At 66.5% G+C, this 16,559-nt stretch carries 22 protein-coding genes; 13 read left to right on the top strand and 9 right to left on the bottom strand.

The genetic code is table 11. From position 1 onward, the window contains the following. Positions 1–27: 27 nt before the first annotated feature. Genes IEW02_RS18855 through IEW02_RS18845 form a run of 3 tightly spaced genes read right to left on the bottom strand, consistent with a single transcriptional unit; the run spans position 28 to position 3,271 of the window. Positions 28–1,323, bottom strand: a complete 1,296-nt coding sequence (locus IEW02_RS18855) for a glycosyltransferase (RefSeq protein ID WP_229746157.1) — start codon at positions 1,321–1,323, stop codon at positions 28–30. After that, positions 1,320–2,330: a glycosyltransferase family protein gene (locus tag IEW02_RS18850; RefSeq protein ID WP_229746156.1), complete on the bottom strand. Its 1,011-nt coding sequence runs from the start codon at positions 2,328–2,330 to the stop codon at positions 1,320–1,322. The genes IEW02_RS18855 and IEW02_RS18850 overlap by 4 nt, the downstream gene beginning before the upstream one ends. Continuing rightward, entirely contained in the window at positions 2,327–3,271 is a 945-nt protein-coding gene (locus IEW02_RS18845) for a WcbI family polysaccharide biosynthesis putative acetyltransferase (protein WP_188546419.1), read from the bottom strand. The genes IEW02_RS18850 and IEW02_RS18845 overlap by 4 nt, the downstream gene beginning before the upstream one ends. Positions 3,272–3,432: 161 nt before the next feature. Here IEW02_RS18845 and IEW02_RS18840 point away from each other — a divergent pair, with 161 nt between their 5' ends. From IEW02_RS18840 to IEW02_RS18825, 4 genes are read left to right on the top strand one after another with little or no spacing between them, the layout of a single operon-like run. Continuing rightward, on the top strand, positions 3,433–4,488 hold the full coding sequence (locus IEW02_RS18840) for a glycosyltransferase family protein (protein ID WP_188546418.1): 1,056 nt from the start codon (positions 3,433–3,435) through the stop codon (positions 4,486–4,488). After that, positions 4,488–5,642, top strand: a complete 1,155-nt coding sequence (locus tag IEW02_RS18835; RefSeq protein ID WP_188546417.1) for a glycosyltransferase family 4 protein — start codon at positions 4,488–4,490, stop codon at positions 5,640–5,642. The genes IEW02_RS18840 and IEW02_RS18835 overlap by 1 nt, the downstream gene beginning before the upstream one ends. Beyond that, positions 5,639–6,634 carry a glycosyltransferase gene (locus IEW02_RS18830; protein ID WP_188546416.1) on the top strand — a complete coding sequence of 332 codons (996 nt, stop codon included), beginning with the start codon at positions 5,639–5,641 and terminating at the stop codon, positions 6,632–6,634. The genes IEW02_RS18835 and IEW02_RS18830 overlap by 4 nt, the downstream gene beginning before the upstream one ends. Further along, positions 6,631–7,434 carry a glycosyltransferase family 2 protein gene (locus tag IEW02_RS18825; protein ID WP_188546415.1) on the top strand — a complete coding sequence of 268 codons (804 nt, stop codon included), beginning with the start codon at positions 6,631–6,633 and terminating at the stop codon, positions 7,432–7,434. The genes IEW02_RS18830 and IEW02_RS18825 overlap by 4 nt, the downstream gene beginning before the upstream one ends. Here the strand turns inward: IEW02_RS18825 and IEW02_RS18820 are convergent. From IEW02_RS18820 to IEW02_RS18805, 4 genes are all read right to left on the bottom strand, one after another. Beyond that, positions 7,428–7,751 (bottom strand): hypothetical protein, encoded by a 324-nt coding sequence (locus tag IEW02_RS18820; protein WP_188546414.1) that lies wholly within the window; start codon positions 7,749–7,751, stop codon positions 7,428–7,430. The two genes, IEW02_RS18825 and IEW02_RS18820, sit on opposite strands and share 7 nt — an antisense overlap. A gap of 80 nt (positions 7,752–7,831) precedes the next feature. Then, a complete protein-coding gene (locus IEW02_RS18815) occupies positions 7,832–8,236 on the bottom strand; it encodes an STAS domain-containing protein (RefSeq protein ID WP_188546413.1) in 405 nt (134 codons plus the stop codon). Between the two features lie 132 nt (positions 8,237–8,368). Next, positions 8,369–8,899 carry a hypothetical protein gene (locus tag IEW02_RS18810; protein WP_188546412.1) on the bottom strand — a complete coding sequence of 177 codons (531 nt, stop codon included), beginning with the start codon at positions 8,897–8,899 and terminating at the stop codon, positions 8,369–8,371. Further along, entirely contained in the window at positions 8,896–9,468 is a 573-nt protein-coding gene (locus IEW02_RS18805; protein ID WP_188546411.1) for an RNA polymerase sigma factor, read from the bottom strand. Before IEW02_RS18805 ends, IEW02_RS18810 begins: the two co-directional genes overlap by 4 nt. A 189-nt stretch (positions 9,469–9,657) precedes the next feature. Here IEW02_RS18805 and IEW02_RS18800 point away from each other — a divergent pair, with 189 nt between their 5' ends. The 5 genes from IEW02_RS18800 to IEW02_RS18780 all read left to right on the top strand — a co-directional run bounded on the left by IEW02_RS18800 (position 9,658) and on the right by IEW02_RS18780 (position 11,879). Beyond that, complete coding sequence (locus IEW02_RS18800) at positions 9,658–9,978, top strand: Asp23/Gls24 family envelope stress response protein (RefSeq protein ID WP_229746155.1); 321 nt, start codon at positions 9,658–9,660, stop codon at positions 9,976–9,978. Between the two features lie 116 nt (positions 9,979–10,094). After that, a complete protein-coding gene (locus IEW02_RS18795; protein ID WP_188546410.1) occupies positions 10,095–10,265 on the top strand; it encodes a CsbD family protein in 171 nt (56 codons plus the stop codon). Positions 10,266–10,623: 358 nt separating this feature from the next. Next, on the top strand, positions 10,624–11,361 hold the full coding sequence (locus IEW02_RS18790; protein ID WP_188546409.1) for an aquaporin: 738 nt from the start codon (positions 10,624–10,626) through the stop codon (positions 11,359–11,361). A gap of 57 nt (positions 11,362–11,418) precedes the next feature. Further along, complete coding sequence (locus IEW02_RS18785; protein ID WP_188546408.1) at positions 11,419–11,676, top strand: lipopolysaccharide assembly protein LapA domain-containing protein; 258 nt, start codon at positions 11,419–11,421, stop codon at positions 11,674–11,676. After that, positions 11,676–11,879 carry a hypothetical protein gene (locus IEW02_RS18780; protein ID WP_188546407.1) on the top strand — a complete coding sequence of 68 codons (204 nt, stop codon included), beginning with the start codon at positions 11,676–11,678 and terminating at the stop codon, positions 11,877–11,879. Before IEW02_RS18785 ends, IEW02_RS18780 begins: the two co-directional genes overlap by 1 nt. 54 nt (positions 11,880–11,933) lie before the next feature. On the opposite strand, the gene IEW02_RS18775 is transcribed toward IEW02_RS18780, so the two are convergent. Continuing rightward, positions 11,934–12,983 (bottom strand): NAD(P)H-binding protein, encoded by a 1,050-nt coding sequence (locus IEW02_RS18775; RefSeq protein WP_188546406.1) that lies wholly within the window; start codon positions 12,981–12,983, stop codon positions 11,934–11,936. A 344-nt stretch (positions 12,984–13,327) separates the two neighbouring features. On the opposite strand from IEW02_RS18775, the gene mihF reads away from it, so the two are divergent. The 4 genes from mihF to IEW02_RS18755 all read left to right on the top strand — a co-directional run bounded on the left by mihF (position 13,328) and on the right by IEW02_RS18755 (position 15,537). Further along, complete coding sequence (gene mihF / locus IEW02_RS18770) at positions 13,328–13,639, top strand: integration host factor, actinobacterial type (RefSeq protein ID WP_188546405.1); 312 nt, start codon at positions 13,328–13,330, stop codon at positions 13,637–13,639. Between the two features lie 102 nt (positions 13,640–13,741). Next, positions 13,742–14,188: a MarR family winged helix-turn-helix transcriptional regulator gene (locus tag IEW02_RS18765; protein WP_229746173.1), complete on the top strand. Its 447-nt coding sequence runs from the start codon at positions 13,742–13,744 to the stop codon at positions 14,186–14,188. Then, a complete protein-coding gene (locus IEW02_RS18760) occupies positions 14,185–14,571 on the top strand; it encodes a DUF5313 family protein (protein ID WP_188546404.1) in 387 nt (128 codons plus the stop codon). The genes IEW02_RS18765 and IEW02_RS18760 overlap by 4 nt, the downstream gene beginning before the upstream one ends. A gap of 66 nt (positions 14,572–14,637) precedes the next feature. Next, complete coding sequence (locus tag IEW02_RS18755) at positions 14,638–15,537, top strand: alpha/beta hydrolase (protein ID WP_188546403.1); 900 nt, start codon at positions 14,638–14,640, stop codon at positions 15,535–15,537. Here IEW02_RS18755 and bla read toward each other — a convergent pair whose 3' ends face one another. Next, positions 15,538–16,437: a class A beta-lactamase gene (gene bla, locus IEW02_RS18750; protein WP_188546402.1), complete on the bottom strand. Its 900-nt coding sequence runs from the start codon at positions 16,435–16,437 to the stop codon at positions 15,538–15,540. It abuts the gene before it with no gap. Positions 16,438–16,559 lie beyond the last annotated feature (122 nt).

Below are 16,559 nucleotides of genomic sequence, written 5' to 3'. Positions count from 1 at the left end.
ACTACCCAGCGCCGACGCTGTTCACACTCACCAGGAAAGATCGGGCTCACGAGGCGACAACACAATTCCCGCCTCGGCACCGTCGACGTGGACGGCGCCGAAGAGATCGTCCGTCCGCCACCGCTGCGCACGGCCGATCGACCGTGAGCTGCGCATCGTCACGTCGACGCCCGACACCGTGACCGTCCCGACGTCGTCGCTCAGCAGACCGACCAGCGTCCTCACCGAATCTGCTTCGAAGAACACCCGGCCGGACACGTGCAGTCGACAACGTGATCTGGCCAGCACACGCGGGGGAACGGCGCCGACATGGATCCGAGAGTCCGCGGCTCCCCACGTCGCCGCAAGGTCGGCGGCAGACCCCTGCAACCACACACCGCAATCGGCGAACGACAGCACGGACGACACCGTTCGCAGCAGACTCGCCGAAGAATGCCCGTCGGTGTCCACCACCGCGACCAGGTCCGGAATGTCGAAGATCAGGCCGTGACGACGTGCGGCAGGATCGGTCACGAGACGCGCCAACGACAGCGCCTCCCCGTTCTTCGCGCGACGTCGCTCGTCGTCGTCCGGGCTACGGCCTGCCCAGTCCGGTCCGTCGTGCCACGCCGTTGCCCCGGGGACGCGGGCGAAGACGGCGCCGGCGTGGAACGCGCGATTGGCCAGCTCCCAGTCCTCGCCGCCGTACCCGACGAAGGATTCGTCGAAACCGCCGAGCTCGTCGAACAGTGCTCGGGTACAACACATCACGGCACTGATGATCCACCGGTACGACGTGTGATCGACCGTCAGCAGATCGGCAGTACCGCGGTACGCGTCGGCCAGCCAACCGGGCTCGTCCACTTCGGGAGGGTCCGCGAACCACCGCCCCAGATCGGCGACCTCCGCCAGGTCGGCGTGGAGCCGCCGCCCGACGGTGAGTGCGTCGGGCACGATGGACGGCAATCGGGTGAGCGCGGTGATGTATCCCGGTTCGGGAACCGTGTCCGCATCCAGAAAACACAGCACCTCACCGGTCGACGCCGACGCTCCGAGATTGCGTGCGGCCGCCGCCCGAAAACCCTTGTCCTCCTGTCGAACCACCGTCACGTCCGCCCGCACCAACGCCGGGGTGGAACCGTCGTCGGCCACCACGATCTCGATCAGGTCCGCCGGGTAGGTCTGCATACGCAACGCGGTCAGTACGTTCTCGAGCTGGCGCGGTTGCTCGTAGTACGGAATCACCACGCTGACCGTGGGGAAGCGGTGCGGCTCATCCCGCACGAGATCCCACCGGTTCCCCGGCAGGCCATGCCCCGACCGGCCTCCGGCCTTCCCGCTCACCCGAACCACTCGTCGAACACCTCGATGTGCGCATCGGCCACCTCTGCCCACGTCGGATGCGCCTGCGCCGCAGCGTCGATCCATGTGGTGCGGGGTTCCGCGAGCGCGGACGCCAGTGCCGCGACGAGGGCGTCGGGGGTGTCGTCGAACAGGCGGATCGTGCCGGGCGACCGGGCATCGATCTCGCCCGTGTAGCGAGTGCGCGGCGCCAACGGTCGTCGACCGGCTTCGATCCAGCTGGTGATGGACGCGGACGCGGACATGTGCCGGTGATGCGCGATGGGGACCGCGACGCTCCTCAGCAGCGCCGGCAGTGCGTCGTCATCGACGAACCCGGTCGTTCGAAACCGCCGGTCGATCGTCTCCGCGACGCGCGACAGCTCGGCCACCAGGTCTTCGTGCCCGTCCGACGCAGTGCCCACCGCGAGCAACCCGATGGAGGGGTCGACGGACGCCAGGGCCCGCAGCACCTCGTCGTGACCCTTGCCCGGGTAGATGTAACCGAGAACCGCGACGTCGGGAATCGTGCTGTCCTCGAACGGGATCGGGGGCGACGGAAGGGTGACGGCCAGCGGGATCACCACCGGCACCGGAGCGTCCGGGATGTCGCCCATCAAGGCTCGTTCGTGTTCGCTGCTGACGACCACTCCTCGCGCGGCGCGGGCGACGCGTCGATACGCGTCGGCGCGGACGAGGGCGTGCCGACCGTCCGACTCCTGAGGAACATCGTGCAGGGTGACGGACAGGCCGGTCGGCGATTGCGTTGCCAGCGAACAGAATCGGTCTGCGGCCTCCGCCGCGCCGGACCCGAACAATCGATCGGTGAAATGGACGTGAAGGCCGTCGACGCGCGAACGCGGCGCGTCGACGCGGGGGTAGGCACCCGGACGAGCCTTCTCCAACTCGACCTGCACTCGGCGCGCGTACTCGACCACACCGTGCCGATCCGGCCCCACCACCAACTGACCGACCGATGGCCGCCCCGCCGAAGTCACAGCCGCTGTCACACCCGATCTCCGACGGTGAGGCCGAGGAGCTCCATCGTCTCGCGGTGCCGTTCGACGGCCGCAGTGACGAACACGGGATGCTCGTCGTACCAGGCCATCTGACTGCGATGAACCTCGTCCGCGGAGACGTCGTCCTCCCCGACCCGCCACATCGGCCGAGTCGGTGCGTCGGAGCCGAGGGCGCGCAGAACGCGCGCTTCGAGCGGTGCCATCACCGAACGCAACAGCACCCGATCGATAGTCGGCTCGACAGCCGAAACATCCATCGCAGCAAGAATTCTCATCGCCAGAAGGAGGAGCACGCCGTTGCCAGGATGGTTGATCGTATGTGCGGCGTCGGCGCCGAAGGACGCGAGTCGATCCGACACGGCGACGTCGGTGTCTCGCGCTTCCCTCCGAGCAAGCTCGGCGACGCTCGCGTCGCCGATGCGGCGGATGGTGTCCGCGGTCAGCTCGACGTCCCACGGTTCGTCGGCGCCGCGGCCGTGACTCCATGCGCTGACGGTCCTGAGATCGTGGTAGGGCACCACCGCCGGGTCCGCACTCGGGTCGCTGGGGTGGCGAACGATGGCCTGGAACGGGTACAGCCCCGCGTACCGCAGAACGGGCCACCGCACCACCGTCGCACCGGCAGGAAGCTGAGCCACCACGTCGTCGGTGCCGATCGGGAGCTCTCGATACCCGGACCTGATGGGTTGGGTGAGAAGCGTCGACGTCGCGCCGGCCGCGCGCCGCAGATGCGGCACGTCGCCGGAGGTGAGTTCGTGGACCGGCGGAATGCGCATGGTCCGATAGGGCCTGTCCGCGACCGCGTCGAGTACCACCCGCAGTGCCTCGGCCTGGCAGTTCCCCAGGATCACGATCAACGGACGGTCATCGGCGGTGTCGTCGATGCCGTAGAACTCGCCGTAGTGACGGGTGCGCCCGTCCATAGTCATCATCGCCGTCCGGAGTAGCCGAGATTAGGGTGTGCCAAACCGGGTACCCCCCGGTTGACCGCCTCGAAGCAGCGGAGGCCGATCTTTTTCCACCCTCACTCCAGAGCGGGTCCGGTGAAACCTGTCCGGGCGTCGCCGACTGGATCAGTTCCGAGAGGCGTCACATGATTACCGTCGCGTCCATCCCGCATGCCCACGTCTACGTCACCGGCAGCATCCCCGCCGGCGACTCGGTTCGAGTGCTCACCGACCCCGCACCGAGTGTCGACGCACCAGCAGGCCAGTGGTGGCCGCCGCGCTTCCTCGAACCCGAGTACCTCGCCACGCGCATCCACGAGATCGACGTTCTGCACATCCACTTCGGGTTCGAGCATTTCACCCCCGCCCAGCTGACCGACGTGGTCGAACTCCTTGGGCGCCACGGCACGGCGCTCGTCCTCACCGTCCACGATCTGCACAACCCGCACGTTGCCGACAACACCGAACACCGTCGTCGACTCGACGTCCTGGTCCCGGCCGCCGACGTCGTCCTCACGTTGACCGAGGGCGCCGCCCGTGAGATCGAGCAGACGTGGAACGTATCGGCCATCGTCGTGCCGCATCCGCACATCGTGCCCCTCGAGCTGGTCGGCGCAGCGCGCCCGGTACGCGACCGCGCGGTGGTGGGCATTCATGCGAAATCGTTGCGCGCCAATCTCGATCCCGAGTCCGTTCTCCCGGCCGTCATCGCTGCCGCAGCCTCGGTCGACGCCGACGTCCGCCTGGACATCGACGACAACATGTTCGACCCGAGCAGCCACGCGTACGCACCGGACGCGGCAGAGCGCCTGCTGGCGTTCCGCCGATTCCCGAACGTCGACGTCCGAGTACACGCGCGCTTCGACGACGACCAGTTCGTCGACTACCTCAGCGACATCGACGTGTCGGTGTTGCCCTATCGGTTCGGCACGCACTCCGGATGGATGGAGGCGTGCCGCGACGTCGGCACTCGCGTCGTCGCCCCGTCCTTGGGGCATTACCGTGACCAGTTCGACTGCGACACTTACGAATTCGGTGACGACGATTCCGTCCGTGCCGCGGTGGTCGCCGCCGTTGCCGCGGCCTCCGCACCGTTCGACGGGACCGCCCTGCGTCGCGAACGCACGGCCGAACAGGCCGCAGTGCGGGCCACACACGAAGCGGTGTACACCTCGGTCGCCACCATGGCGGTGTCCGCCTGATGAATTCGCTCCGTATCGCTTTGCTTGCCTCGTCGAGATTCCCTGTGCGCCAACCGTTCGCCGGTGGCCTCGAAGCGCACGTGTGGCAATTGGCGCGATCTCTGTCCGGGCGTGGACACGAGGTGAGTCTGTTCGCTGCCGACGGCTCGTCCGTCGATGCCCCGTATTCGCGAATCCCCGTGCGCCGGTTCGACATGACCGACATCGCCGCCGCCGATCCCACGACCCCACGCTGGGCGGTCGAAGAGCACCACGCCTATCTCGCCGTGATGATGGACATGGCCGGTGAGCTGCGCGACAGCTTCGACGTAATCCACAACCACAGCCTGCATTATCTTCCGATCGCGATGTCGCCGATGGTCTCCACCCCGATGCTGACCACGCTGCACACTCCCCCTTTCGCCTGGCTCGAATCAGCGGTGGCTCTACAGCAGGGTGCGTTCACGCAATTCGCCGCGGTGAGCGCGTTCACCGCGCGGCAATGGCACCCGGTCACCGGCGACGTTCCCGTGGTGCCCAACGGAATTCCGCTGGACTCGTGGCCGGTCGGCGACGGAGCCGGTGAATACGCCGTGTGGTCGGGACGCCTCGTTCCCGAGAAGGGTGTCACCCAAGCGATCGAGGCGGCGAGAGCAGCCGGATACCGGCTGAAACTGGCGGGTCCCACGAGCAACATCGACTACTTCCGCAGCGAAGTGCAACCGCTGCTGGGCGCCGATGTGACCTACGAGGGGCACCTGCGCCGCGACGACCTCGCCGCCCTCGTCGGCGGAGCATCCGTGGCGGTGGTCTCCCCGCTCTGGGAAGAACCCTACGGACTCGTTGTGGCCGAAGCACTCTCGTGCGGCACACCGGTCGCGGCCTACTCGCGTGGCGGCATTCCCGAGATCATCGACGCCACGTCGGGAAGGCTGGCACCCCCCGACGACATCGGCGGGCTGGCCGACGCGATCTTCGAGGCGGCGCAGCTGTCGCGGTCCGACGTGCGCGCTCGGGCCGAGCAGGCGTGCTCGGAGGAAACCATGGTCGACCGCTACCTGACCATGTATCGAAGCATGCTCCGGCCCTCCCGATCGATCACCTCCGCAGGCTCCACTCCTGACACCTCGGGTCGTTCCGCAGGCTCCACTCCTGACACCCTGCTTGCCGTGTGATCGGTTACTACGCACACCATCACGGTGTCGGACACCTGACTCGCGCGACCTCCATCGCACAGCACCTCGACGAGCCCGTCGTGTTGCTGAGTTCGCGGGCCGAACCTGCGCAGCACGAATTCGCCGATTGGGTGTCGCTGCCCCTGGACACCGACACGAGCGATCACCCCGTCGATCCCACTGCCGGTGGTGCACTGCACTGGGCACCTCTCGGCAGCGACGGGCTGCGCGAGCGCATGAACACGATCGCGCGGTGGGTGACCACCGAGCGGCCGCGGCTCGTCGTCGTCGACGTGTCCGTGGAAGTTGCTCTGCTGGTGCGACTTCTGGGAACGCCGGTGGCGGTGACGGCCATGCCGGGCACCCGCACCGATGCGGCGCACACCCTGGCCTACCGCGCTGCGACGCTCATCGTCGCGCCGTGGTCGGATCGGGTGTACCGACCGTCGTGGTTGGCACCCTTCGACCACAAGGTCACCTACACCGGATCGATCAGCCGCTTCGAAGGCAGGGCGCGACCACCCGTACGTGAACGGGGGGCCACCCCACGAATCTTGGTCCTCGGTGGGGCCGGCGGGAGCGTCCTGACTCCCGACGACATCGACGAATGCCGCACGGTCAACCCTCAGTTCGACTGGGTGAGCGCCGGAATCGGACCGAACAACTGGTGCGATGACGTGTGGCCCCTGCTGTGCGACGCCGACGTCGTGGTGACCCACGCCGGACAGAACGCCATCGCCGATGTCGCCGCAGCACGGACCGCGGCGGTGATCGTCGCGCAGGACCGACCGTTCGACGAGCAACAGGCAACCGCACAGGCGTTGTCCGACAACGGGATCGCCGACACCGTCGCCAGCTGGCCGCGGCCCGGCGACTGGCCGGCACTCGTCGAGGCGGCCGCGAAACGCAAACCGGCGGGCTGGTCGGAACTGCGTGTCGACGGCGCAGCAGAACGAGGGGCGGCCGCCGTGTCGTCGGTGCCCTCACGGTGAGCACCGCCGTCGTCACGGTGGTTCACGGTCGGCACCGGCACCTCGCCAATCAACTTGCCGGTCTTCACCGTTCGGTCATCTCGCCCGATCGCCACATCGTCGTGTCGATGGGCGACCCGGACGTTCGCGAGCTGGTCGGTGACGCGGCCACTGTCGTCGACCTGGAGCAGCCCGGCAGCGCGCTCCCTCTCGCCGCGGCACGCAACCTCGGTGCGCGGACCGCCCTCGGGGCCGGATGCGACGTGCTGATCTTTCTCGACGTCGACTGCATTCCCGGCACCGAAATGATCGACCGGTACCAACGCGCCGTGGCCGATCGGCCCCGCGCACTCGCGTGCGGCCCGGTCACCTACCTGCCGGCAATGGGCGAGGTCGCCGTCGACGGGCTGGATCGCTTCACGAATCCGCACCCCGCGAGACCGAACCCCCCGGACGGCATCATCGCGGAAGGAACGAATTACGACCTCTTCTGGTCGCTGTCCTTCGCTCTGACGGCGAGCACCTGGGACACGGTGGGCGGGTTCTGCGAGGACTACACCGGCTACGGAGGAGAGGACACCGACTTCGCCTGGACCGCGCGGCGCTCCGGCGTCGGCCTGGTCTGGGTGGGCGGCGCGCACGCGTATCACCAGCACCATCCGGTGTCGTCGCCGCCGGTCGAGCATCTCGTCGACATCGTCACCAACTCGCGGTTGTTCCACGACCGGTGGGGGCGCTGGCCCATGTCCGGCTGGCTCGACGAGTTCGAGCGCCGAGGCTTGATCGAACGCGACGACGGGACGATTACGCTCGTTCAGTGACCGCCGGGGTCCATCAGAGATTTGCCTTCTTGCGCCTTGACACGTTTGCGCTGGAAAAGCACCAGACCGATACCGGCCGCGATGAGCACGACGGACGAGACGCCGGCGATCATCGTCCAGCCCTCGAATCCGCCGCCCGCTGCAGTCAGCGCGAGGCCGAGGGCAGCCAAGCCCAGTGCGACCAGGAAGTATCCGGGCCAGTTGCGCGCGTCGGTGATGGCCTCACCGGCGTGTGCGCGCGCGGTCCGGGAGTCGTCGACCGCATCGTCCTCGGACTCTTGCGAGCCTTGTTCGTATCGAGTCTTGTCTTCGGTCACTGGGGACTCCTGTCGCGACGTGGTCGTCGCAGACTACCCAGTGTCCGGCGTCTCAACCGGCCGGAGGCCGCGCCGGGAGCTCAGCAGACGCGCAGTGCGCCGCGTACCGACGACAGTGCTGCGCGGGCCTCGGCCAACGTCGGGAAGATCTCGATGCCGGCACCGGCGCCGAGCAAGGTGAGCGAACGGCTCACGGACGGGTCGTTGGAGACGATCACGGTTCGAGCCGGTCGACGACGACGGATTTCCGTCACGATGGCAACGGCCCCTGCGGCACTGAGGAATTCGAGGCGGCTGAAGTCGAAGATGAGCTCGTCCGGGTTTGCGTCGGCAATGCCGTAGAGCGCAGACCTGAGGATGGTCGATGTGGCCAGGTCGACCTCGCCGGAGAGAACGAGACGCGCGGTGTGGCCGTCCATGTCCTCGAGCACGGTCAGGGGAGCGTCGTTGCGGGCGGGCTGTGTAGTGACGTCGACGAGTTTCACCGGGACACTCCTTCTATTGCTGGATCTTGGGTCGAAGCGACCCGCTGATTGAATTTTGAACTTCGAGAACGTCGTTGCGGTCGACGCTCCGTCACGAAGCGATGTACGTCAGATAACGGAGTGGTAACGGATCTAGTCGGCCCTCGGATCGCCCTCGACGACGTCGGTGATCACGACGTCGACGTCGTCCACCGACGCGTGCGAGCGGCCGAGGATGTCCTCCACGACACCCGCCACGACATGGCGGACCTTGTCGGCGACATCGCTCAGCTCGGCGCCGTAGCGCGCGGCGAGTTCCACGCGAATGCGTTCGAGGTGTCGCCCGTCGAGCGTCAACTCGATGTTGCGCGGCACGCTGGAGTCGTCGCCCAGCGCACGAGCCAGGGCGCCCCGCAACACCAGATCGCTCACGGCGATGGCGCCGTCCACGACGGACGCGACCGAGTCCTTCTTTCCGTGATCGTCGGTGGACCTGTCGTCGTCGGCGTGGTCGTGGTCGTGGTCGTGGTCGGACATGTCGACGTCGAGAGGCCAGCCTCCGCGCGGGGCACGACGGACGGCGTCGATCACGGCGTCGACGATGCGGTCCCAGTCGGGTTCGGGAACGCCCTCGAGAATTTTGCCGGCCCGCGCGAAGAAGGCGGCCACGGGATCGTCGGTCATTTCCACCTTGCCATTCTGAGACTCAGCGCATTACGCGCCCGGAGATGATGCCCGCGAACGCCGTCGGCGCTGAGACTCAGCGCGACACCGATCTGCGGGAACGTCATTCCCTCGATTTCCCGTAGTACCCATGATGCTCGCTGCCGGGGCGGCAGCTCGGCCAGCGCCTTCTCCAGAGCGGAGACGAATTCCTGGTTCGACGCGAACACGTGCGGATCCAGTGCTCTGCCGACATGAGCCGGCTCCAGAAGCCAGTCCGGCATCGGCTGCGCGCGTTTCACCCGACGCGAGTCGACGATCTTGCGAGAACAGATGGAGAAGAGCCAGGTCCGTACCGTCGACTCTCCGCGAAACGAGGACGACTGCTTCCAGGCGACCACGAACGTGTCCTGCACGACCTCGCTGACGTCACCCTCGTCCCGCAACATCCGCCGGGCGTAGCGCGTCAGGGACGGTCCGTGCCGACGGACCAGCTGTTCGAAGGAGGTGCGGTCGCCCGCCGCCGACAGGTCCAGCAGTACCCGATCACTGACCGGGAGGTCTGCCGAGTCGGCGTGGTCGTCGGTCATTGCGCAGTCCTCTCCCGTAACGCCATCACGGGTAGAGGCACTTGCAGCCGATGACTTCGACTGCTGTGTATTCGTTGTTTCCTCAACTATCGCTGGTAAAACGTGATGCACATCACACTGATCGTAGATGCGCTCTCGTTTCCACCAACCGACTGAGACTTGGACACACGTACAAGTTTGGGAGTACCCGTGACCAGCACGCCCGAGAATCAGCCCTCGACCTGGGCCTCGCTGCCGATCGCAGAGCAGGCGGACGCCATTGCGGCCGCCACTCTTGCCGTCGACGGTGTCGCCGCCCTGCACGGCGGGATGTTCGGCGAGGTCGGAACCTACCTGCCCGGCCGCCGAGTGGACGGAGTTCGCGTCGACGAGACAGGTGTCGACGTACACGTCAGCGTCACCGAGGGCGCTCCTCTACGGAAGACTGCGCGCGCCGTGAAGCAGGCCGTGGCCGACGGCATGGGCTCGACGGCCGTCACGGTGACGGTCGAAGACGTTGTGCCGACCTAGCAAATCGCACGATACCTGGCTGTGATTCAGATCACAGAGCACGCGCGTTCGGTTTCGCTCGCAACTACCGACTATCTCTCTGTCACAGGCAGTAACACTTACCGAAAGGATTCACCATGAGCTTCATCGACAAAGCAAAGAACGCAGCCGAAGACGCAGTCGGCAAGGCCAAAGAGGTCATCGGCGACGTCACCGACAACAAGGATCTCGAAGCCGAAGGCAAGAAGGATCAGGGTTCGGCCGGCGTCAAGAAGGTCGGCGAGAACATCAAGGACACCTTCAAGTAAGACGTCCTTTCACGGCTTCACCCGCCGCGGCGGTCGGAGGGCGTCTCCCGAGGGAGTGGACGCCACCCGACCCGCCACCGGCAGCAACACCAGTAAGTGCACCAAGCATCAGAAACACGTTGCAGGCGTGATTATTTCACCGCTTGCCCATCATTCTTCTCGCGCTTCGGCGCATTCATCACAGGCGACCACCACCGATCGACGACGGTCGGGCGTCGGTCGCGCCAGAAAGCAGGACACATCCGATGAGCGGACAACGAAGTATTGCCAGTCGGCTGTACGAAGGTCTCGGCCGCGTCACGTGGAAAGTAGTGCGCCGCAAGATCGACGAGCGCCGCGCACAGAAAGGTCAGCGACGATGACATCGCAGGAAGTCGCACACGACATGACGGTCGAATACTCGGCGCCCACCGTCTACGCAGCCGAAGGAATCGGTACCGCAATCCTGGTGATCGGCGGAGTCGGCACAGCCGTTCTCGCTGGCGACACCGTCGGAACACCGGGCATCGCACTGGCTTTCGGTCTCACGCTGCTCGCGCTGGCGTTCTCCATCGGACCGATCTCCGGGTGCCACGTGAACCCGGCAGTCACCCTCGGCGCGATGCTCGCCGGCCGTATCTCGGCGGTCCGCGCCGCGGGATACGTTGTCGCACAGCTTGTCGGCGCTCTCGTCGGTGCAGCGGTGGTACTCGCGATCGCATCCGGACGACCGGGGTACGACAAGGCCGTCGACGGTCTGGGCACCAACGGATACGGTTCTGCCTCCACCGGTGGATACGGCCTCGTACCCGTCGCGATCACCGAGATCGTGCTGACTGCACTCCTGGTCGGTGTCGTCCTGGCGGTGACCGCCCCGCACGCACCGTCCGCGGCAGTCGGCGTTCCGATCGGCTTGACGCTCACCGTGATTCACCTCATCGCCATCGGCATCGACTCGACGTCCGTCAACCCGGCACGCTCGTTCGGCCCGGCGCTGCTGGCCGGTGATCTCGCGCTGAGCCAACTCTGGGTCTTCGTCGTCTTCCCGCTGATCGGCGGCGCTCTGGCCGCCGGGGTCTACCGACTGCTCGACGCCGGTCGTAACCGCACCGCCTGATCAACTTCGCCCGCACGTTCACTCACCGAAACACTCACCGAAGAAAGAGGAACCATCATGTCGACCACCACCAACCGCACCCCCGCTCGCAAGGCCGGCGGATTCGCGTCCAAGTTCTCGTTGCTCATCGCGCTCGTCCTGATCGTCGCGCTGGTGATCTTCGTTCTGCAGAACACCGTGCACCAGAACATCAACTTCATCGGGTGGAACTTCGACCTGTCGGTGGGCGTGTCGCTGCTCGGCGCGGCGATCGTCGGAGCCGTCATCGCCCTCATCCTCGGCGCAGCGATCCGCCTGCGTCGCGCGGTTCGCTGATGCTGCCACTCCTGGCACGCAAGTACATCTACCGGTACTTGCTCGTCGCGTTCGGCTTCCCGCTTCTCGCGCGGTTGATGTTCGGTCTCGGCGGCACACTCGAACAGCGGGCGGGCCAACCCACCACCGTGTCGAAGGGCCTGAAGAAGATCGGCGCGTTCACTCAGCGGCGAGCAGACAAGGCCGCCGGCAAGAGGAAGTAAATACTCCCGCTCGAGGCGCGAACTCTCCCCGGAGAGTTCGCGCCTTTTGTCGTATCAGCGACGCGTTGCCCCCAGCAGTGCCCGCGAGATCAACCCTGCCGGACGGTGCTCGACCTTGCCCGACTCGATCGAGACGACGCCGCCGGCCCACACCGGATCGGTGTCGGCAGCGGCCAGTGGGTCGACGTCCGATTCGGTTCCGTTTCCGGACCGAACGGTGATAGCGCGCGCCAGAGCCTCGGTGAGCGCGATCGGCTTCTCGATTCCGAAGACGTCGATCGCTGCATTCCCGCGGCGGACCACCATGTCGTGCTCGAGACTCTCGACCAACGAGACCACGGTGCCCTTCGGCATCCGAGTGATGGCCGCGACGGAGCGCCCCACGAGCGCCGTCGGCAGAAACGGAATGGACACCTGCGGCCGTCGCAACCCGGCAACCTGCGCGTACGTCTTCAGCAGTTCCGGGTACGTCAGCACCTCGGTGCCTCCGATGTCGAAGGACCCGGGCTTCGCCGTCGGACCGAGTGCCTCGGCGATGACGGTCAGTACGTCGGCCACCGCAATGGGCTGCACCTTCCGCTTCATCCAGGTGGGAATGGGCGTGACGGGCAGTCGTTCGCTCATCCGGCGGACCAGCTCGAAGGACGTGGAACCCGAACCGAGAATGATCGCGGCACGCAATGCAGTGGAGTCGACGGCGCCGGCGTCGAACGCTTCCTCGACCTGCAAACGGGACTTGATGTGATCCGACAGCGCCGTGCCGTCGTCGGGCACGGTGCCGGACAGGTAGACGATCCGGCCCACCGAGTTCTTCTCGGCAGCACGCGCCAGACGCTCCGCCGCCTCCCGGTCCTTGGTCACGAAGTCGCCCTCGTCCATCGAGTGGACGAGATAGACGACCGCGTCGACCCCGACCGTCGCGTCGTCGAACGAATCGTGGTCGTCCAGATCGAAGTGTGTGGTCTCCACGCGGTCACCCCACGCGAAGTTGTTCTTCTTCTTCGGGTCGCGCATCGCCGCGACGATGTCGTGCCCCCGGTCGAGAAGGATCGGGATCAATCGAGACCCGATGTAGCCGGTGGAACCCGTGACGAGAACACGCACGTCGAAACCTGCTTTCTGTTGTGCGTCGGGTTACCCGTCGTCGGCGGAGAACACACGTGACTCCCGCGACAGGACCGATTCGGAGGCGAAAACCGCCGAGAACCGGGTGCACCGGGGCGTGACGCTCACCGCGACCGGTACCGTGGACCTGCTGGTCGATCGAGGCGCTCGGGTTCTACCTGCTCCCGAGAGTGATATGGACGACTGCCGTGACGGCGGACACCGAGCGTAGCGAGCTCCGCGATTTCGCCCACGGTGTCTGACTCGCCGAACGAGGTGGGTCCATAGACTGTCGGTCTTCTGGCTTACTGTGACCACACCGCAACACGAAAGGCCGACACCCAATGGCATTGCCCACACTGACCCCCGAACAGCGCGCCGACGCCCTCGCCAAGGCTGCTGCAGCCCGCACGGCGCGCACCAAGCTGCGTGAACAGCTCAAGGCCGGAGAGCTGACCTTCCAGTCGCTCCTCGACAAGTCCGCCGACGACGCGATCGTGGCGAAGACCAAGGTCTCGTACGCCCTCGAGTCACTTCCCGGCGTCGGCAAGGTCAAAGCTGCCGAACTCATGACCACCATCGGGATCACCCCGACGCGACGCATCGGCGGACTGGGCACGGCCCAGCGCACGCAGCTTCTGGCCGCACTGGCCTGACGCACGCTCGTCGAACGGGGAGTCTCCTGCGGGAGGCTCCCCGTTTTTCGTGCCGGTCAATTAGTTCGCACGCTATTGGTTAGTGCACGAACTGTGACTACACTGGCGGCCGTGGATCCCCTCGCCCTCGATCGTCAGGTCTGTTTCGCTCTGGCCGTCACCAATCGCGCAGTCCTCGCGGTGTACCGCCCGCTGCTCGAACCGATGGGTCTCACCCACCCGCAGTACCTGGTGATGCTCGCCCTCTGGGGTAACTCGCCGATGTCCGTCAAGCAGATCGGCGCGGCCCTCCAACTCGATTCGCCCACCCTGTCGCCGCTGCTGAAGCGACTCGAAGCGGCGGGCCTGCTCACCCGCACCCGCGCCGAAGGCGACGAACGGACACTCCTCGTCTCCCTGACCGACGCCGGCTCCGAATTGAGGAACGAGGCGCTCGCGATTCCCGGTGCCGTGATGGACAAACTCGGAGTCGAGATGGACGAGATCGTCGAACTGCACTCCGTTCTCACCCGCATCAACACCGCCGCACAGACAGCTGGAGCTATATGAGCACCACCCGACCCAACCCGATTCAATGGCTCGGCTATGCCGCCGGCCGCACCCTTCCCCCCTCGATGCAGGACTGGGTGCGCAACGACCTCGTCGGTCCGAGAGCGGTCCCGCGGCACCTCGCGCGCAACATGGTGCTGTTCTCACCGGTGTTCGCCGCGTTCCTGCTGTTTCCCGGTGAACTGTGGCTGCGCGGCGCGATGATCCTGCTCGGCGTGCTACTCGCGCTGTTCTACACCGCCGCGTACATGGAGCAGAACCGCATGCGCCGCCTCGAACGGCACGGCTTGCCCCCGACGTTGCAGAACCCGAAGAAACAGCAACGCATCGACGCCGAGCGTGAGGCGTACGAGAAGAGGCATTCGCCGTTCGGCTTGGGATGACCGATCGGTCGACCCCGTCGAGCCGGTGCTAACTTGTCTTGATCACCGAACAAGGGGGGTTACGACGTGGGGTTCACACGCACCGAGGAACAGTTCGATTCGAGGGGGGTTCGCTGCGCGGCCGCGGTCTTTCGGCCCGAGTCGCAGACCGGTCCGGCCGTGGTCATGGCGCACGGTTTCAACGGAGTCCGAGCTCTGCGGCTCTACGCCTACGCCGAGCGATTCGCCGACGCCGGGTACACCGTGGTGGTCTTCGACTACCGCGGCTTCGGTGAGAGCGAGGGTGAACCCCGGCAAGTGCTCGACATCGACGCCCAGCTCGACGACTGGCGCAGCGCTCTGAAATTCACCCGCGCCCTGGACGGCGTCGACGCCGGAAAGGTCGTCGCGTGGGGAACATCGTTCTCCGGCGGACACGTCATCACACTCGCGGCATCCGGCGAGCCGCTCGCTGCCGTCATCGCGCAGGTTCCCCACATCAGTGGGCCGGCCGCGGTGCGCGCCACCGGCGTCAAGCAGTCTCTGCGCCTCGCCCCGTACGCCCTCGGCGATCAGGTACGCAGCCTGCTCGGGCGCGCACCTCTCTACGTTGCCGCCGCCGGTACGCCGGGCTCGAAAGCGGTGATGGCCACCCCGGACGCCGAGCCCGGTTACTCCAAGCTGATCTCGGAATCGGGGCTGACGCCGGACGCCTATCCCATGGACGTCGCGGGGCGGATTCTGCTGCGGATCGGCCTCTACTCGCCGGGGCGCCACGCGTCGGCGATCACCTGCCCCGCGCTGGTGCAGATCGTGACCGAGGATTCGATCACTCCCACCGCGGTCGCACTGAAGGCCGCGTCCAAGATCCGGAACGGAGTCGTCAAGACCTACCCGGGCGGACATTTCGACCCCTACGTCGAACCGCTGTTCCCCACCGTCATCGCCGATCAGCTCGCGTTCCTGGCCGACGCCGTCCCGGTCTGATCACGAGCCCGCGACGACGAGACGCGTCGTGTCCGCCACCAGTGCGTTCATGGCCGGCGCGTTCTCGTCGCCGGACGTTGTGGTGCTCAGAACGACGAGGAGAATCCGTCGACCGTCCGGGCCGAGCAGAAGCCCCGCGTCGTTCGATACGCCGTAGCTTCCGGTGCCCGTCTTGTCGGCCGACGTCCATCCCTCGGGAATGCCAGCCCGGAACCGCGCGGTGGACGTCTCGGTGCTCCCCATCCACGTGAGCAACTGCTCGCGGGACGGCCCGCTCAGCACGTCGCCGTCGAGCAGAGTCCGATATCCGGCGGCCAACGAGGCAGGTGTGGTGGTGTCGCGCGGGTCCTCCGGAATCGCGGTGTTCAGCTCGGGTTCCGTGCGGTCGAGCCGGAACTCGTTGTCTCCCAACGAATGCGCAAACGATGTCAGCGCAGCAGTTCCTCCGGCTTCCCGAATGAGCAGATTGCCGGAGGTGTTGTCGCTCTTGGTGAGAGCGGCAGACGCGAGGTCGGCGACGGTGACCGTCGACCCGGCGGGCCAGTCCACCGCAGATCCGGGCACCTTGTCCTCGGCGGTGACGATTCTGGTGTCGGACAACGACAATCGGCCTGCGTCCACGGCCGCGAGCACCGCACCCACCGCGTAGACCTTGAACGTGGAGCAGAACGGGAATCGTTCGTCGGACCGATTGTTCTGGGTCCGACCCGACGACAGGTCGATAGCGGCGACTCCGAGTCGGGCCGAGTCGCGACTCTCGAGCGCAACGAACGGCGACGGCGAATCGACGCGCGAGGTGGTGACGGGGGGCGGCGCGTCGGTCGTCGCCGACGAGCATCCGACGAGGGTGGCAGCCGACACGAACGCAGCAACGAACGCGGCAGCACGGCGTGAGCTCATGACGGGTACTCAACCAGGTTGTGATTCCTCACGACGCCACCGGTCCGATGTGAGAAATTGACAAAACCTGTCGGGGAGTATGCACTGGAGATTGCTGGGGACAACAGCCGAACCGGGATCCA

The organism is Rhodococcoides trifolii (assembly GCF_014635345.1).
Taxonomy (GTDB): domain Bacteria; phylum Actinomycetota; class Actinomycetes; order Mycobacteriales; family Mycobacteriaceae; genus Rhodococcoides; species Rhodococcoides trifolii.
The sequence above is the reverse complement of the archived record's forward strand: the minus strand, read 5'-3'. Positions and strand labels throughout refer to the sequence as shown.

What these genes read in the sequence shown, in the direction of transcription:
- IEW02_RS18845 (WP_188546419.1), bottom strand. Translation starts at nt 3,271, where the DNA reads ATGATGACTATGGACGGGCGCACCCGTCACTACGGCGAGTTCTACGGC.
- IEW02_RS18840 (WP_188546418.1), top strand. Translation starts at nt 3,433, where the DNA reads ATGATTACCGTCGCGTCCATCCCGCATGCCCACGTCTACGTCACCGGC.
- IEW02_RS18835 (WP_188546417.1), top strand. Translation starts at nt 4,488, where the DNA reads ATGAATTCGCTCCGTATCGCTTTGCTTGCCTCGTCGAGATTCCCTGTG.
- IEW02_RS18810 (WP_188546412.1), bottom strand. Translation starts at nt 8,899, where the DNA reads ATGACCGACGATCCCGTGGCCGCCTTCTTCGCGCGGGCCGGCAAAATT.
- IEW02_RS18805 (WP_188546411.1), bottom strand. Translation starts at nt 9,468, where the DNA reads ATGACCGACGACCACGCCGACTCGGCAGACCTCCCGGTCAGTGATCGG.
- IEW02_RS18795 (WP_188546410.1), top strand. Translation starts at nt 10,095, where the DNA reads ATGAGCTTCATCGACAAAGCAAAGAACGCAGCCGAAGACGCAGTCGGC.
- IEW02_RS18790 (WP_188546409.1), top strand. Translation starts at nt 10,624, where the DNA reads ATGACATCGCAGGAAGTCGCACACGACATGACGGTCGAATACTCGGCG.
- IEW02_RS18785 (WP_188546408.1), top strand. Translation starts at nt 11,419, where the DNA reads ATGTCGACCACCACCAACCGCACCCCCGCTCGCAAGGCCGGCGGATTC.
- IEW02_RS18780 (WP_188546407.1), top strand. Translation starts at nt 11,676, where the DNA reads ATGCTGCCACTCCTGGCACGCAAGTACATCTACCGGTACTTGCTCGTC.
- mihF (WP_188546405.1), top strand. Translation starts at nt 13,328, where the DNA reads ATGGCATTGCCCACACTGACCCCCGAACAGCGCGCCGACGCCCTCGCC.
- IEW02_RS18760 (WP_188546404.1), top strand. Translation starts at nt 14,185, where the DNA reads ATGAGCACCACCCGACCCAACCCGATTCAATGGCTCGGCTATGCCGCC.
- bla (WP_188546402.1), bottom strand. Translation starts at nt 16,437, where the DNA reads ATGAGCTCACGCCGTGCTGCCGCGTTCGTTGCTGCGTTCGTGTCGGCT.